At 40.7% G+C, this 15,504-nt stretch carries 14 protein-coding genes; 6 read left to right on the top strand and 8 right to left on the bottom strand.

Features of this window, described 5'->3' with window-relative positions; translation table 11 throughout:
- Nucleotides 1–514: 514 nt before the first annotated feature.
- Genes HDE70_RS08665 through HDE70_RS08650 form a run of 4 tightly spaced genes read left to right on the top strand, consistent with a single transcriptional unit; the run spans nucleotide 515 to nucleotide 3,913 of the window.
- Nucleotides 515–880: a hypothetical protein gene (locus tag HDE70_RS08665; protein ID WP_183867171.1), complete on the top strand. Its 366-nt coding sequence runs from the start codon at nucleotides 515–517 to the stop codon at nucleotides 878–880.
- A gap of 4 nt (nucleotides 881–884) precedes the next feature.
- Nucleotides 885–1,961, top strand: coding sequence for a hypothetical protein (locus tag HDE70_RS08660; protein WP_183867172.1), 1,077 nt, complete (start codon nucleotides 885–887; stop codon nucleotides 1,959–1,961).
- Nucleotides 1,962–1,992: 31 nt separating this feature from the next.
- Nucleotides 1,993–2,364, top strand: a complete 372-nt coding sequence (locus HDE70_RS08655; RefSeq protein WP_183889420.1) for a hypothetical protein — start codon at nucleotides 1,993–1,995, stop codon at nucleotides 2,362–2,364.
- Nucleotides 2,365–2,401: 37 nt separating this feature from the next.
- Nucleotides 2,402–3,913, top strand: coding sequence for a S8 family serine peptidase (locus HDE70_RS08650; protein ID WP_183889418.1), 1,512 nt, complete (start codon nucleotides 2,402–2,404; stop codon nucleotides 3,911–3,913).
- A 17-nt stretch (nucleotides 3,914–3,930) separates the two neighbouring features.
- On the opposite strand, the gene HDE70_RS08645 is transcribed toward HDE70_RS08650, so the two are convergent.
- Complete coding sequence (locus HDE70_RS08645) at nucleotides 3,931–4,188, bottom strand: hypothetical protein (protein WP_183889415.1); 258 nt, start codon at nucleotides 4,186–4,188, stop codon at nucleotides 3,931–3,933.
- 177 nt (nucleotides 4,189–4,365) lie between these two features.
- On the opposite strand from HDE70_RS08645, the gene HDE70_RS08640 reads away from it, so the two are divergent.
- Complete coding sequence (locus tag HDE70_RS08640) at nucleotides 4,366–4,605, top strand: hypothetical protein (RefSeq protein ID WP_183889414.1); 240 nt, start codon at nucleotides 4,366–4,368, stop codon at nucleotides 4,603–4,605.
- A 67-nt stretch (nucleotides 4,606–4,672) separates the two neighbouring features.
- On the top strand, nucleotides 4,673–4,975 hold the full coding sequence (locus tag HDE70_RS08635; RefSeq protein ID WP_183867177.1) for a hypothetical protein: 303 nt from the start codon (nucleotides 4,673–4,675) through the stop codon (nucleotides 4,973–4,975).
- On the opposite strand, the gene HDE70_RS08630 is transcribed toward HDE70_RS08635, so the two are convergent.
- The 7 genes from HDE70_RS08630 to HDE70_RS08600 are packed head-to-tail and all read right to left on the bottom strand — an operon-like array spanning nucleotide 4,976 to nucleotide 15,457.
- The gene (locus HDE70_RS08630) at nucleotides 4,976–5,773 is read right to left on the bottom strand and encodes a TerC family protein (RefSeq protein WP_183889412.1); all 798 of its coding nucleotides are present in this window, start codon (nucleotides 5,771–5,773) and stop codon (nucleotides 4,976–4,978) included.
- 32 nt (nucleotides 5,774–5,805) lie between these two features.
- Nucleotides 5,806–6,732, bottom strand: a complete 927-nt coding sequence (locus tag HDE70_RS08625) for a hydroxypyruvate isomerase family protein (RefSeq protein ID WP_183889410.1) — start codon at nucleotides 6,730–6,732, stop codon at nucleotides 5,806–5,808.
- Nucleotides 6,733–6,756: 24 nt separating this feature from the next.
- Nucleotides 6,757–7,746, bottom strand: coding sequence for an FAD:protein FMN transferase (locus HDE70_RS08620; protein ID WP_183889408.1), 990 nt, complete (start codon nucleotides 7,744–7,746; stop codon nucleotides 6,757–6,759).
- Between the two features lie 30 nt (nucleotides 7,747–7,776).
- Nucleotides 7,777–9,096 carry a Gfo/Idh/MocA family protein gene (locus tag HDE70_RS08615; protein WP_183889406.1) on the bottom strand — a complete coding sequence of 440 codons (1,320 nt, stop codon included), beginning with the start codon at nucleotides 9,094–9,096 and terminating at the stop codon, nucleotides 7,777–7,779.
- Between the two features lie 41 nt (nucleotides 9,097–9,137).
- A complete protein-coding gene (locus tag HDE70_RS08610) occupies nucleotides 9,138–10,097 on the bottom strand; it encodes a formylglycine-generating enzyme family protein (RefSeq protein ID WP_183889404.1) in 960 nt (319 codons plus the stop codon).
- A gap of 3 nt (nucleotides 10,098–10,100) precedes the next feature.
- Nucleotides 10,101–11,984, bottom strand: coding sequence for a RagB/SusD family nutrient uptake outer membrane protein (locus HDE70_RS08605; protein ID WP_183867183.1), 1,884 nt, complete (start codon nucleotides 11,982–11,984; stop codon nucleotides 10,101–10,103).
- Between the two features lie 26 nt (nucleotides 11,985–12,010).
- Complete coding sequence (locus HDE70_RS08600; protein WP_260160185.1) at nucleotides 12,011–15,457, bottom strand: TonB-dependent receptor; 3,447 nt, start codon at nucleotides 15,455–15,457, stop codon at nucleotides 12,011–12,013.
- Between the last annotated feature and the right edge of the window lie 47 nt (nucleotides 15,458–15,504).

Below are 15,504 nucleotides of genomic sequence, written 5' to 3'. Positions count from 1 at the left end.
TTTAAACTGTTAAAAATTATCAGGCTATTCTTGCTTGAATACCCTAAAAACCCAATGATTAGTGAAATGTTTTAATTTTTTTTGATTTTTTTAACAATTGTTTATAAGCCTGCGCTACAGTCTGATGCGTGCATCTATGTGGTATAACTACAGGTTTAATTTATATTTATTTTTTAGTTGATAATTAACCTTTAACGATTGAATACTATAAGAATAAGCAGCTTTAAACTCAATTTATAATAATATTAATTACAATATTTATAGTAATGATTGTATTTATTAAAATTTTTAAGGATATATTTTCTTTTACTTCCTTTAATTAGCCGTAAATTCTCTTATGTGCTTGATTTTAAGAAAACTTTTAGCCTTGCTAATATGATTTTTCATCAGATGTTCTTTTTAGCCATAAAAACATGTGTATAACCTGTCAATTTGGTGGAGAAAATTATTTCTAATTAGTGTAATTGATATTTATAAATCCTTATCTTGATACTGACTACTAACAACTTACTCTATGAAATTTTTCAAGCTTTCTCATGCTGCCAAGGGCAAATCGGGGAAAATTGTTGCTGTAACTTACAGTCTGAAAAAGTCTTCCAATGTAACTTTCCTTGAAAATGGTTTCCATATTGGCTATACCAATATTGACCTGGCCCACGACCAGGATAGCAACCCCGATAATTTCACGACCAAAGGCTCTCAAAAGTATTTATGTCTGCTGGAAGAAGATGGCTTACAGGTTACCCTATATGCAGGCGGCCTGTCTGGTGATTTCTGGACTTTAGACATTCAGGTTGATGGTGTACCGCTGGCCGCAAATACAATCAAAGTGTATACAGATGCAAAAGGGAACCTGGATTATAATCAACTTATAAAATAACGTTATGAAAACGCTTTATCTGCTATTACTGTTATGTGTAGTCCTTTCAGGCGGGGCTGGTGCGCAAATTATTGCCGAAGATGCAAGAGGAGAATCTGCTATCATCACTAAAAATTCAAATGTTTCATTTAACCTGAATGAAGCAGCTTTAGCTGCTTCATGGAATAATTTCAGAAAGCTTGCTATAGAAAAGCCTTCACAAATTATCTGGGGCTTGTCTGCCAGTGGAAATAACAGAGAAGGAATAGCTGATCTCTTTAATGGCGGTAAACTGACCCCACAGTCTAAAGTTGGTATTTTCATTGGTTTAAGAAAGAGCTATCAGACTACCGTACTCGAATTATTAAAAAGGATTAGAGAAATTGAAGACGCAAACCCTGATAAAAATGAGACAGCCATCAATGCCATTAAGCTATTGAACCGGCAAATCGAAGAGAATCGCAGCACCAGGCATACCCAATCTCTGACCACTTATATCAATGCGGGTCTGAATGCAGATAACTTCAGGCTATACCAGCCAGAAGATGCCCCTTCCCTGCCCAAACGGTTCGAAAAAGTGAATTTCCGGGGAGGTTTTGTGGATATTGGTTTAAATTATGAATATGCGCCACGCTGGGTATTTGGTATTGCATTAGGCTATGAACGTTACAATAATCTTGATTCTTTAACGCTGACCAGTTATACGCTGAAAAACACCACCATAGTAAATAATTCTGAATTATCTACCGAAAGTAAGATCAATGCTTACCAGGGTGGTTATATGGCTTATAACAGGGTAAATATTAAAACTGACGCGCTATATTATGGTCGTGTCAGCAGTGATTATCGCCTGGTTTGGAATACATTGTATACCCGGATTATTTTGCCTTTACAGGAGAAAGAGATTAATAAGGTCTTTCAGGCGGGTACTGCAATCAATTTCTATAAAAGTGAAGGTAAATTTGCAGGCGGTCTTTACTTGCAGTCAAACGATGTCTTTAACAGCCTTCATAGTACAGACCAGTTCCACGAGCGGCTCTCTTTTGGTATTGTTGCTAAATATTCATTCAGTTCAATTATGTCCAGAGATTTCGCGAAATAGAAACCTAATGTTTTATCTAATCCTTTAAGCCATGCAAGAGCTACATTCCGCAGGTATTCCCGGAGATTTTTTCACTACAGCTAGTCTGAGTACTTTAGCAGGTGCTACTGGTGCGGTTTATATTATTTGCAGTACGATCCAGAAAGTTTTTGATTTTAATCCGAAGTGGCTTGCCCTGCTCGTTTCTATCCTGATCTCTTTTGCGGCGGCGCTATTGACACAATCTGCCGGAAATGAGATTTCCAGGTATTTTATTGCTTTGCTAAATGGTTTTCTGATTTATGCTACCGCAACCGGTACCAACCAGGTGCTGGGCTCAAAAGCTGATCCCCCAACTGCTGCCACGATTGGTTTCAGGCAAACCATCAAAACGAAAAGACGCTTCAATACCACCTGGTGGTAAATATTCCTCCCTCACCTAATTTTAAATCCTCGTCCTTATGAAAAAGAACAATTTTGCTTCGAAAAACTACATTCTGCTCCCCGTCTTCCGTACCAATATTACCGAACAAGACAGCCCTAATGTAGCCAGGTTCCTCACTATGCTTAGTAATTCTGTTGAACATTCTTCTACGGTTAGTCTGGCCAGCAGAAATATGCACCAAAAATCAAGTGATGACATTCCTGTTGTCGTTTTGGATTCTATTGAAAAACAAGGTGCAAAACTTATCCGGATTAATGCAGATGAGCTCGCTAATTTTCGCTTCTCCTATCCTGGATTAAGGATTATTGAAGAGAAATTTTATGAACCTGCGGTTTGTTCTCCAAAAAAAATACTGATCCAGGTTGAACAGGCTGAAACAAAAACAGCGGTAACCGTTACCATTAAAGATCCTGAAGGCAAAGGTATTTCAAATGCTACAGTAGTGCTTTTTACTGATTTCACAGCGAGTAAAGGAGCTTCCGGCATTACGAATGCACAGGGAACTATTTCTTTAAATCTCGATAAAAGTATTGCGGAGCGTATTTATATCTACGCAGACCATAGCTACTGGGGGTATTTTAAAAAAGATGTGCAGCTGGACGCTACGCTGGACATTCAGCTTGTACCCATCAAGCTTGATTTTAAAGACAGCTTAAGATACTTTTATGATACCGCTAATTTGCCTAAGCTTACACAAAAAGTCCGTGTTGGCATTATTGATACTGGCGTTGGACCTCACCGTGATCTGAAAGTTACAGACGGAAAAAACCTGGTCAGAGGTGAAAAAGAAACTGATTACCAGGATAACGGAGAAGGTCATGGTACACATGTGGGTGGAATAATTGGTGCCTATGGTGCATTGAATGGTGTGGCTGCCGGCGTGGAAATCATGAGTTACCGCGTTTTCCCGAAAGGTAGCGGTGCGTCGAATTTTGACATCATGAAAGCGATCAATCAAGCCATAACTGATCAATGTGACCTGATCAATATGAGTCTTGGAGAATCTCAGGCCGATGAAGGAATTACGAGTTATATCAAAGAAGCCTATAATGCCGGAATTGTTTGTTTTGCTGCAAATGGCAATGATAACAGAAGCCCGGTAAGTTTTCCTGCCAATGATAGTCTTTCTATTGCGGTCTCAGCTATGGGCAGACTGAATACTTTTCCTCCCGATAGCGTTGAGAGTGGATCAGTGCAGGAGCCTTATGGTACAGATAAAGCTAATTTTATAGCTGATTTTTCTAATATTGGTCCGGAAACTGATTTGACTGCACCCGGAGTCGGGATTATCTCTACTTATCCCAATAACCTTTATGCTGTGATGGATGGAACCAGCATGGCCTGTCCGGCAGCAACAGGTATGGCAGCAAGAATACTGGCTGGCAATCCTGACCTGCTTAATTTACCGAGAAATCAAACCAGGGCAGATGAAATGGTAAAATACCTTTCTATTAATATCAAAGCCCTGGGATTCGGAAATCTATATGAAGGCAAAGGTATGTTACAGCCACCGGCAGCGACAAAATAATTAAAGAGGGATCATTTTCAATTCAATAATGATCCCTCTTTAATAAACAATTCGTCAGTTCTTTTGATGAAGTCACCAATCTCTGCGGCCAGTATTTGGGTTAGCAGTGTTGTTCCGCTCCAAAATAAATCTTCTTCCATTTTTTCTTTCAGTAAGCATCCCACTAATTTACCATTGGTAAAGACCTGGTAAAGTGGCACAACTGCTGTTGCAGTATTAATCGTTAATGTCAATTTTGTTTCATTAACGTCCGCGATATAGGTGTATTTATGCATGATACTAAAGTATCAGTTCTCAAAGATCCCATCAATAGGTGTAAATTACGGTTTTGTTTACGTATAAATACTTGAAAAGGGTGTCAAATACGTGGCTGGCCAATTACCACATAAAAATTTCAGTACAGTATTTAATCAAAATATTGATTAAATTTATTTAAATGTTATGCCTCGAAAATGAATTTCATTATAAAATATCAGGGGATTGAAGAGCCAAACCTGGAAAAAGTATGCTCAATTCTGGAAAACCACCATGTACAGATACTGGATAATAGCCTGTGGCCTGAAACTGCCCTGGTTAATATGGAAGAATCTACGCTTGGAAGCTTGCAACAAGCGCTCAATGAATGGAATATTTATCCGGAGGAAGAATATCATGTCCCGTCGCCCAGAAAAAAAATCAGGAAATCGCATTAATATTACTACTAAAAATGTCAGGATAGTTATTTAATTATATATATTTAAGCATCTAACCTGCTCCAGTATGAAAACTCTCAAAATTTTAAGGCTTTTGCTGACTTCTTATCTCGGCTTAATGGCCGCCACTTTGACCCTCTTTTTAATTGGTATGGCAGCTTACCAACTGATGGGTGTAGAATTCCAGCCAGTGATTATCTGGTTCAAGGTGATTACACTTGGGATAGTAGGCTATTACTTAAGTAATTATAAAAAGAAGGAATTTTACTACTACCGTAATATGGGATTATCCAGAGGATTTATCTGGGTATGTACTTTCACTTTTGATTTGAGCTTGTTTGTAGCCCTGTTAATCCTGATTAAAAGCTGATCACTCTTCTTTTTCAATTTCCTCGTGTGTTTTACTCTTTTTAGGGAAGTTAAATAACAAAGAGGACGCAATTGGTAAAACAAAAATAGCAACGGTGAAGATAGAAACGAAAAGATCTGTTTTCTCACTCTCCAGTAAATAAGTGATTTGTGATTCAGGGAAGAAATGTGTCAAAAGCGATGAGGTCAGTTTAATGCCCAGCACACCAATTACCGTAAAAGCAGCCGTTTCCAGAAAAGTGAATTTCTCCATTAGTCTGACGAATGCCTGCGCGACAAAGCGCATCGCTAAAATCCCAATAAATACGCCGATATAAATCAGGTAAATATGATCTGTGAAAGCGACAGCCGCAAACACGTTATCAATAGAAAAGGCTAAATCCATAACTTCAACCAGAGCCACGGTTGCCCAGAATGTTCCAACCAGGCCAACTGTGTTTTTATAAAACCAGCTTTTTGATTTATCAATTTGTTCTTCTTGATGCGGATTGTTTTTCACGCTTTTCTTTCTGAAAAAATCAAAAGCAAGATATAAAAGATACAGACCTCCCAAAGGTTTTAGCCACCATATTTTGACTAACCAGGCCGCAAGGAATAAACAAATTCCACGAAATACATAAGCACCGATAATCCCATATTTCAAGGCTCTTTTACGCTGATCCCTGGGCAAGTCCATAACCATGGTGGCTAATACCGCAGCATTATCTACTGAGAGCAAGCTTTCTATAACAATCAGGTTTAAAATAATCAGTAATCCAGCTTTAATATCCGGGCCCAGAATCGTGTGTAAAAAATCCATGTGCCAAACTTACTTTAAAACCTGAACATTTCCTACAGGAAGCTATCTGCTTCTCTATAAGCCTGAATAACGCGCAACTCCCCTTCTTTGCCTTTGATAGCGTTGCCATGCTCCATTCCCATTACACCTTTATATCCCTTTTGATACAAATGTTTGAATAGATTTTTGTAATTAATTTCACCAGTCCCCGGTTCATTTCTTCCTGGATTATCACCAATCTGCAAGTAGGCAATTTCTTCCCAGCAGCGGTCTATATTGTTTATCAGGTTCCCTTCAGTCCGTTGCATATGATAAATATCAAAGAGGATTTTGCAGGACGGACTATTAACTGCTTTACAAAGACTATAAGTCTCATGTGTTTGCTGTAGAAATAGTTCTGGTGTGTCACTTAAAGTTTCCAATACCATGATCAGGCCATGCGGCTCAAAAATCTCAGCACCTGCGCGCATCGCATCGATCACATTTGCCATCTGGATTCCATAAGGAAGTTTGCGTTCATAAAACCCAGGTACTACAGTTACCCATTTGGCATTGCACCGTTTTGCAGCTTCTACAGAACGGTGGCAAGTCTCTGCAAACTTAGCCTTGAATTCTTTTTTACCAGTAGTCAGTGATGTTTTCCAGTTATCACCGCCATCTACCACGAATACACCCATCCGCATGCCAAGTTTAGCCAGTAAATCACCGATTTTTGTTTGCTCTGCTACAGGTCTGTTTAAAAAGCCATTGTCTTCAATTGACCTGAACCCCTGGTCGTACATAAACTGGATCTGATCCAGAAAACTTTTACCAGCATGCTGGGCAAACATACCTTCATGAGGCGCGTAATCGAGGTTAAATGTTTTGCCAGCCAACGCCTGCATTTTTTCTGAAGAGCTGGCTACCGCATTTACGGAAGAGCCTGCAATCATTGCACCGGTTGCTATTGCACTATTTCTTAAAAATTCTATTCTGTTCATATTAAAATTGATTAATATATCATGTTAATTTACAATCATTTTCTTAAATCCGGCAGTCAGCGTGTCTGTAACGCTCCCATCTTTGCGGTGATAAATAATATAAGCTTCCATGTTTTTCTTTGCACCTACAAAGGCCAGCGCCTGTTCTACAGACATGGCCATCACTGCATTATCATACCCATCGGCAGTTAAAGCATCTTTTGCAAAAATAGTCACACTGATCAATTGATTATCCAGCGGATAACCTGTTTTCGGATTAATCAAATGAGAGATCCTTTTTCCACCAGCCTGTAAATACTTCCGGTAATTTCCAGAAGTTGTCACTGCACCTTCCTTAAAACTAATTACATGCCTGAGCTGAGGTTCTGACTGCTCATTTAAAGCTGGCCCTTCGATACCAACCCGCATGGCCGTTCCGTCAGGTTTTGGCCCTTTCATCCTGATCTCCCCGCCTATTTCTACCACAAAACATCGGATACCCTTATGCAGCAGATAATCCGCGACCACATCTACACTATATCCCTGTGCAATTCCATTCAGATCAATCTGTACACCCGGCTGCTTTTTAAAGAGCTCATTCCCTTGAATACTGAGCAGGTTCATCCCCACATTTTTCAGTAATTCCTTAATCCTGGTACTATCCGGAAATACGGTAATCGGTTTTGGCCCAAAACCCCATGCCTGGACCAGCGGGGCTACAGTAATATCAAACCTGCCATCAGTAGCCTTATAAATCTCAAATGATTTATTGATCACGCGTAAAAAATGAGTATCTATACTTAAAGCTTTAGTAGCGTTATTAAATTTAGTAATCAAAGAATAGGGTTGATATAGAGACATGGATGAATCTATCTTTAACAAAATGCTATCCACTTCAGCTCCACTTACTAAAGGTGATTCAGCAAAATACTTAATGGAATAGTCAGTTCCCTGGGCGTAACCACGTAAAGTATATTGCTGTTGTCCCTTCTTTTGTACAAAGAAGGAAAGCAACAGCAATACAACAATCACCATAGTTTTATGGATAAAAACCACCGCTTATAATTAAATTACCTTAGTTTTTCCAGGCGTTGGAATTGGATATAATCCATTCCCATCAGGCATCAGCCGAGGATTAGAATTCCAGTTCAGTTCTGCCGGGAACAGACTATTATCTGCTTTCAAAGCATCATCCCACTTGATCGTCTGCCCAGAATAAGTTGCGTACCTGCCTATAATTGAAGTAAAACAGCTTTTCGCTCCGCGTTCCGCATCACTGAACTTAAACTCACCTTTAGCAATTGCAGCAAATAACTCATCATGTTCTGTCTGATAAGGATTTTTATTTCCTTTAGTTGGATGACTGAATATTTCTTTCCCTTTATGATCCCATAACACCCCATGATTTCCAGCTGATAAATACGTGCGGCCCTTCGTTCCCTGGAAAGTTTCATCCACCCGGTTTTCAGTTCCTTCAAAGTGGCGGCACTGACTGTAAATCACAGCTCCGTCCGCATATGTTAATTCTACTGCATGGTTATCATAGATTTCACCATAATCTTTTCCCGTTCTCCAGGCACGGCTGCCGGTTCCCTGTACAGAAACAGGATAAGCACCCTTTACCCAGTTGGCAATATCAATATTATGCACATGCTGCTCTACAATATGATCTCCGCAAAGCCAGTTGAAATAATACCAGTTCCGCATCTGATACTCCATTTCAGTTTGCTGAGCCTCACGCTTTTTAACCCAAACCCCGCCACTATTCCAATACACCTGTCCGCTATAAATTTCACCTATCGCCCCATCCTGTATCCTTTTCATCGTTTCTCTGTAATTGGCCTGGTATCTGCGCTGTAAACCGACTACTACATTTAGTTTTTTCTGTTTGGCAATCTCTGCTGCTGCCAGTACCCTACGGATTCCTGGTGAATCAACTGCTACAGGTTTTTCCATAAAAACATGTTTCCCCTGTTTAACCGCTTCTTCAAAATGGCCAGGCCTGAATCCCGGGGGCGTCACCAATAAAACGACATCTGCCAGGGCAATAGCCTGCTTATAAGCATCAAAACCAATAAAACGACGTTCCTTAGGCACATCAACTTTATCTTTAAATTTATCAAAAAGGACTTTATAACTATTGTCTATTCTATCCTGGAAAGCATCGGCCATAGCCACCAGCTTCACATTCTGAACCGTGCTCAAAGCCTGGAAAGCTGCACCAGTTCCACGATCTCCACAACCGATCAAGGCAATCTTAATCGTATCATCAGTTGAAGTGTGTCCGCCTGCAAAAGCGAATTGATTTAACAATACACCTCCGGCAATCAGTGCCGAAGACTTTAAAAATTCACGGCGTTTTTCACGCAATTCTTCATTGTTCATAGTAAAATCTTTTTAGGTTCTATTTGGTTGTTTATTGTGTTTTAATAATCGGCAATCACAGGTTGATCATAATAAGCTATGATTTCAGCTTTAGAAGGTGTCTTTACAGGTCTGACTAAACGCATTCCAATAAATGGAGCTTCAGGAAACCACCAGTTGCTTTTTGGGATCTGCGGATCAAGCTGTTTCCAGACCGGATCTGAAGCCAGTCTTGCTGCTGAACGTAAATCTGACGGGGTATCCTCATAAGAACCTCCGCGAATCACATGGGCATATAATTTTGAAGGAGCAGCTACAGGATTAACCGCAACTCCATTTTGCTGCGCCGCATAAAAATCGGCCGCATACTGATCATATGTCCATTCAGCTACATTCCCATACAAATCAAACAAGCCCCATGGATTCGGTTTTTTTTGCCCTACAGGATGAGTTTTGCCGCCGCTATTTTCCTTAAACCAGCCATAATCACTCAATCCGGCAGCAGTTTCCCCGAAAGTATATTCAGTAGTACTCCCTGCTCTGCAAGCATACTCCCATTCAGCCTCTGTAGGTAAGCGGTAAAATACTCCCGTTCTCGCATATAACCATTTACAATACTGTATCGCATTGTAATGCGTCATCGCCAGCGCGGGATGATTCTCCTTTCCCATTCCAAAAGTCATATCCAGATAAGGTTTGGTAGGCCTGGTTACCGCATCTACATTTGCAGGTACAGGCCCTGTACTATGCGAAGTTTCATAATCCTTATACAAAAAAGGCTCATATAAATCCCAGGTCAGCTCAAAAGCAGCCATCCAGAAAGCATCCAGTTTTACCCGGTGTACAGGCAGTTCGTCTGCTTTTCCCTTTTTACTCCCCATCAGGAATTCTCCCGCGGGGATAGCCTGCATGGTGAAACTTAGTTTGGTGCCTTCAATTTGCTGTGTATAAGATTTCTCTTGTGCAAATGAAAGAAATGCACTCAGCAGCAATGGGACTGTAAATAATACTTTAACGCTCATAATTTAATAGCCGGGGTTCTGTTTTAACTCTTTATTTTTAAAAACTTCATCACGCTCAAATGGTCTGAAATATACTTTTTCTGCCCATAAACGACTCTCCTGAGCAGTTTCAATGGTTGGCGTGTAAGTATAATCGTAAACTGAAGTGTCATAATGATAAGGCGCAGACATCGTTTGTCCGGATTTAAACTTGCCCGAAACTTTGATATAAGTAGGCTGCCTGCCCAATGTTTCTTCGGCAATCATCCAGCGGCGTGCATCATGATAACGCTGCTCTTCGTAAGCCATTTCAATTCTGCGTTCGTGGCGGTAAATCTCCCTTAACTCACTTGGTGAAGTTGAGCTGACAGCTGGCATACCAGATCTGAACCTGATCCTGTTCAACCAAACGATTGCCTGGTCAGTTTGTCCTAACTCAATGCTCGCCTCCACATAATTCAACACTGCTTCTGTGTACCTGAAAAATGGCCACGGCACAAATTGAGGCATCGAAGCATCTACAATAGATGGGTCCGGATCTGTAAATTTCTGCATATAATAACCTGTCCAGCTTCCATTCCAGTTTTCAATAGAACTTCCGCGGGTATCCAAACCTTTGAAATTGATCACATTACTGCCCTCTTTCAAATCATACTCACCAGTCTGAATCTGGTTCGCAGGATCGACATTTCCAGAAACCTTATCCCTTGGCTTCCATCCAGCGCCATCATACAGTATAGTAGCATAAAAACGTGGATCACGATTTTGATAAGGCGCACTCTTCTGCGCTGTATTTGCCCAGCTGAACTTAGTCCCGTCTGTCATTTCGTAATCATCTACCATTAAACCAATGGGTGTATTACCAGCCCAGTTATGATAGCCATTCGGGCCATTCGCACGCGCATAACGGTTATCACTCCGGTCAATAAAATACCGGGCAAATATCAGCTCTGAACTCGCCGAAGGATCTATACCCGGCGCTTTACTCTCTCCGCCCATCGCAATACTTTTATAATTGCTGATCCCATCCTTAACAGATGCTTTCTCGCTCAGGGACAGCTTATAACCACTGCCTGCATCTATTACAGCTTTAGCTGCATCCTGTGCTGCTTTCCAGCGTTGCATACGATCTCCTGTCAGATACCCAAGAAATTCCGGATTGGCATAGCCCGAAATAACTCCTTTAGATTTTGATCTGGCAGTCGGTGAATCGTGTAAATCACTTGCCGCATATAAGAGCACCCTTGACTTTAAAGCCATTGCAGCTAAAGCAGAAGTTCTTCCCTTTTGCGTAGACTTTCCTGTTAACTCCTTAATCGCATCATCGCAATCTTTGACCATAAAATTCACACACTCTTCATAGGTTGCCCTTTTCGCTGAATAATCCTCATCCAGTGCATAAACTTTAGTAATCAATGGTACACTGCCGTAAAAACGGGTCAGCTGATGATAAAAATAAGCTCTTAAAAAGTGTGCTTCACCCAATAACTGGTCCTTTACATTTTTATCAGTAATCCCATTATCTGCTCCGGATAACTTTTCGATAGTGATATTACAGGACCTGATCCGGTTATACATTTTATTATAAGCCCAGGTATCGTCGACCCAGCCTAAATTTGTAGGGTTAATAATTCCGGCATTTACCAGATCAATCCCTCTGTTTGGATGGGTAAATAAAGATTCATCAGTCACAGAAGACAACATTTGCTCTGGAAACCCACCATTTCCTAAACCATTATAGATTTCGGTTACAAAGGCCTGTGCCAGCGCCGGATCTTTCCAAACCAGTTCTGAAGGTATCTGAGTAGGTGGCGTAACGCTCAGGAAATCTTTCTTGCATCCGCTCGCAAAGGAGGCCAGCAGTGCAGTAGTCAGTAGTATATATGTATTTTTGAATATCGATTTCATATTGTTTAGATCTATAGATTATAAGCTTAAAAAGTGGCTTTGATCCCTGTATTGATCACTCTTGCCTGTGGATAATACTGCGCACTGGAATTTGTTGATTCCGGGTCCCAGATTCCAATTTTATCCACTGTAATCAGGTTTAAGCCGTTAACATAAACTCTTACCGCACTAATACCGGCTTTTTTACACCAAACAGATGGCAACGTGTACCCGATCTCTACATTTTTCAGCCTGACATAATTGTTGCTGCGCAGCCAATAGGTATTTCTGCCCGCATTGTTAAAATCTGTATAATACGTTTTACCACGGTTCGACAAGCGAGGGAACTCACTGCTTGGATTATCAATTGTCCAGCGGTTTTGATAAGACCAGTCCAGGAAGTTTCCAATATCTCCCGATTCCGTTAAACCTACAATCTGCACCCCGCCACTCGCACCTTGTATCAAAGCTGAAAAATCAAAGTTCTTATATTGTAAAGTCAGGTTAAAACCACCAGTGAAAGTTGGTGTGCTGGTTTTGTCAGACCTGATCCGGTCATTCCCATCAATTTTACCATCTCCGTTTACATCTCTGAACTTCATGTCGCCCGGCAGCAGATTGTTAGTTAACGCACTGTAATTAATCGTATTAGCTTTAATTTCCGCAGCATCCTTAAACACCCCTATATACTCATAAATTAAATCTGTACCCGTTGGCATTCCTGTAGATTGCTGCCATGAAGGTGCCCCTGGTGTTTCATCCCAGAAAATGATCTTATTTTTAGAATATCCACCGTTTACACTTACCCCATAGTTCAGTTCGCCAACATGGTCATTGTAACTTAATTTAAATTCAAATCCTTTGTTGTTTACCTTTCCCAAATTTACAGGAGGCAACTTATCAGTGATACCAGAACTGCCTGGAATAGAACTTCCCCTGCTGATCAGGATTTTAGTTCTTTTGTTATAAAAATAATCGAACTCAAAGCTCAGCTTATTATTTAAAAACGAAGCATCCAAACCCAGATTCGCATTGTTGGCTACTTCCCATCCGAAATCTAAATTAGGTACACGGTTTTCTGTTAAAGTCTGGCTGTATTGATTGTTAATAATGTAATTTCCAAAGCCCATGGTATTTAAATACTGGTACTCAGCCAAAGCATCACCAAAATAAGCTTCAGCGCCCATTTGTCCATATGAACCTCTGATTTTCAGGTTATTGATAAACTTAATATGGTCTTTAAAGAAGGACTCTTCCGATACTCTCCATCCTGCCGAAACTCCCGGAAAAAATCCGAACCGTTTATTCTCCGGAAAGATATAAGACCCATCCACTCTCCATAAAAACTCTGCCAGATACTTTTCTTTGTAATTATAAGCAGCTCTGCCAAAATAACTTAAGCGTGCTCTGTTATATAAATTATTAGGCCCGTCTGTAGGATTGCCAACAGTTTGCTCTCTATCACTTCCTGCCACTAATTGTTGTAAAGCTGTAGAAAGGAAATACCTGCGTGTTGCACTAAAACCATCATTGTTAACAGTCTCTTTGGTTACCCCTGCCATCAGGTTAAAAGTATGGTCTCCGATTTTCTTATCATAAGTAGCCATCCCCATTAAATTAATGGCAAGTTGTGCGCCTGCTGTTTCCCCTAAACTGGCGTCGGTACGTTCAGAGCGTACAGATCCGGTCAGCAAAGGTGTAACTCCGTCAGCTTCAAAAGATTTTTTGTCCCAATAATATAAAGTCCACGGTGTCTGCCATCTTTTTTGTCTGCCCGCAAACTTGTCAATAGAAGCTGTACCTGTAAGTTTCAGCCCTTCTACACCCGGTACTTTGATATCAATTTTACCAGTCGATTGAAAATAATCGCGCTGATCTCTGTTATAACCTGTCTGGTCTGTTGTAATCACGTAAGGATTGTAACCAAATTCAATATCCGGCCCCGGTAACCCATTTGGCCATACTTCCTGTTCAGTAGGCTTACCACGCATCAGCATTCTGAAAATATCACCAGCACCAACAGTTGGATAATTACGGGCTTCTTCCCTGCCGGTAAGACCTAAAGTTAAAGTCACATATTTACTTACTGCGGCTTCCAGGTTAATCCTTAAATCATATTGCTTATAACCCGTAGCAGATTTTTTATAATAACCATCCTGATCCAGGTAACCTAAAGACACCAGGTATTTAATGTTTTCTGCACCACCAGTTAACTGCAAATTATGTCTTTGCTGAGGTGACCAGTTTTTTAAAGTCGTCTTGAACCAGTCGGTATTCGGGTAACGCAAGGGATCAGAACCATCACGAAATTTCTGCATCTCATCGGGACGGTAAACGGCCGATAATACATTTCCATTATCAGTTCTTTTATAAGTACCAGTAGCTTTAAATGCCTGTGAGGCCGCACTCCACTGGTCAACAGGCAAATCTGCACCAAATATATTCAGCTCATTTAAGATCTCTGCATATTGTGTTGAATTGGCCATTTTAGGCGTTCTGGTTGGTTGTTGCAGACCATAGCTAAAATCATAAGAAAGCTGAGGCTTACCGGATTTACCTTGTTTAGTCGTAATCAGGATTACCCCGTTTGCTGCGCGCGATCCGTAAATTGCTGCCGAAGCATCTTTTAACACAGACACACTTTCTACATCATTCGGATTGATCCTTTCTAAACCACCTGCGCGGTTTGGTACTCCGTCAATTACGATCAGGGCATCATTATTTCCTAATGAATTTACCCCGCGAATCCGGATGGTAGAGCCATCAGCCCCCGGTTCTCCGCTTGATTGTAATGCTGTTACTCCAGGTAAACGCCCCGCTAAAGAGTTAGACAGGTTGACGTTTGGCGCTTTGGCCAGTTCCGAACCTTTCACCGAAGTGACTGCACCAGATACCACTGCCTTTTTCTGCGTACCATAACCAACCACAACGATTTCTGTCAATGCCTGGCTATTTTCCTGTAGTTTGACATTGATTACAGGGCGGTTATTGACCGGAACTTCCTGTGTATTGTAACCCAGATAGGAAAAGATCAGTACGCCATTGTCAGGAACTTTAATGCTGTATTTACCCAACGCATCAGTAGTTGCAGCGGCAGTGGTTTCTTTGAGTTTAATGCTGACTCCCGGAATACCACCACCCTTTTCATCAGTTACTACCCCCCTGACCACGATATCAGCAGCAGCTCCATTTTTAGGCCTGATGACGATCAGATCATCTTCCATAGCTTGAAATTTCAAGTCAGTGCCTTTCAAAAGGAAATTCAGCGCATCAAAGACCAGAATGTCCTTTTGCATCAGGGTAATATCTTTATCCAGCGGGAGATCTTCTTCGCTGTACAGCAAACGAAAATTCCCTTTACGCTCCAGAATAACCAAAGCATCCTTTAGTTTTATTCGCTGAAGGTTTAAATCAATCTTTTTGTTTTGAGAGTAGCTGCTGGCAGATACCTGAAAACAAAAGAGAAAAGACAAAACAAAGATCCAGTTTAGCATTAATATTAGTTTTTTTTGGGAAAAGTGGACGCATAGAACTTTATTGC

The sequence above is a fragment of the Pedobacter cryoconitis genome, assembly GCF_014200595.1.
GTDB lineage: Bacteria > Bacteroidota > Bacteroidia > Sphingobacteriales > Sphingobacteriaceae > Pedobacter > Pedobacter cryoconitis_C.
Note: the sequence above shows the minus strand (reverse complement) of the source record. Positions and strands in the feature narration are given on the sequence as shown.

Bases quoted from the DNA above. Each gene is read 5' to 3' on its own strand.
- HDE70_RS08630 (WP_183889412.1), bottom strand. From the start codon at position 5,773: ATGGATTTTTTACACACGATTCTGGGCCCGGATATTAAAGCTGGATTA.
- HDE70_RS08635 (WP_183867177.1), top strand. From the start codon at position 4,673: ATGAAAACTCTCAAAATTTTAAGGCTTTTGCTGACTTCTTATCTCGGC.
- HDE70_RS08615 (WP_183889406.1), bottom strand. From the start codon at position 9,096: ATGAACAATGAAGAATTGCGTGAAAAACGCCGTGAATTTTTAAAGTCT.
- HDE70_RS08665 (WP_183867171.1), top strand. From the start codon at position 515: ATGAAATTTTTCAAGCTTTCTCATGCTGCCAAGGGCAAATCGGGGAAA.
- HDE70_RS08655 (WP_183889420.1), top strand. From the start codon at position 1,993: ATGCAAGAGCTACATTCCGCAGGTATTCCCGGAGATTTTTTCACTACA.
- HDE70_RS08640 (WP_183889414.1), top strand. From the start codon at position 4,366: ATGAATTTCATTATAAAATATCAGGGGATTGAAGAGCCAAACCTGGAA.
- HDE70_RS08600 (WP_260160185.1), bottom strand. From the start codon at position 15,457: ATGCTAAACTGGATCTTTGTTTTGTCTTTTCTCTTTTGTTTTCAGGTA.
- HDE70_RS08610 (WP_183889404.1), bottom strand. From the start codon at position 10,097: ATGAGCGTTAAAGTATTATTTACAGTCCCATTGCTGCTGAGTGCATTT.
- HDE70_RS08660 (WP_183867172.1), top strand. From the start codon at position 885: ATGAAAACGCTTTATCTGCTATTACTGTTATGTGTAGTCCTTTCAGGC.
- HDE70_RS08625 (WP_183889410.1), bottom strand. From the start codon at position 6,732: ATGAACAGAATAGAATTTTTAAGAAATAGTGCAATAGCAACCGGTGCA.
- HDE70_RS08645 (WP_183889415.1), bottom strand. From the start codon at position 4,188: ATGCATAAATACACCTATATCGCGGACGTTAATGAAACAAAATTGACA.
- HDE70_RS08650 (WP_183889418.1), top strand. From the start codon at position 2,402: ATGAAAAAGAACAATTTTGCTTCGAAAAACTACATTCTGCTCCCCGTC.
- HDE70_RS08620 (WP_183889408.1), bottom strand. From the start codon at position 7,746: ATGGTGATTGTTGTATTGCTGTTGCTTTCCTTCTTTGTACAAAAGAAG.
- HDE70_RS08605 (WP_183867183.1), bottom strand. From the start codon at position 11,984: ATGAAATCGATATTCAAAAATACATATATACTACTGACTACTGCACTG.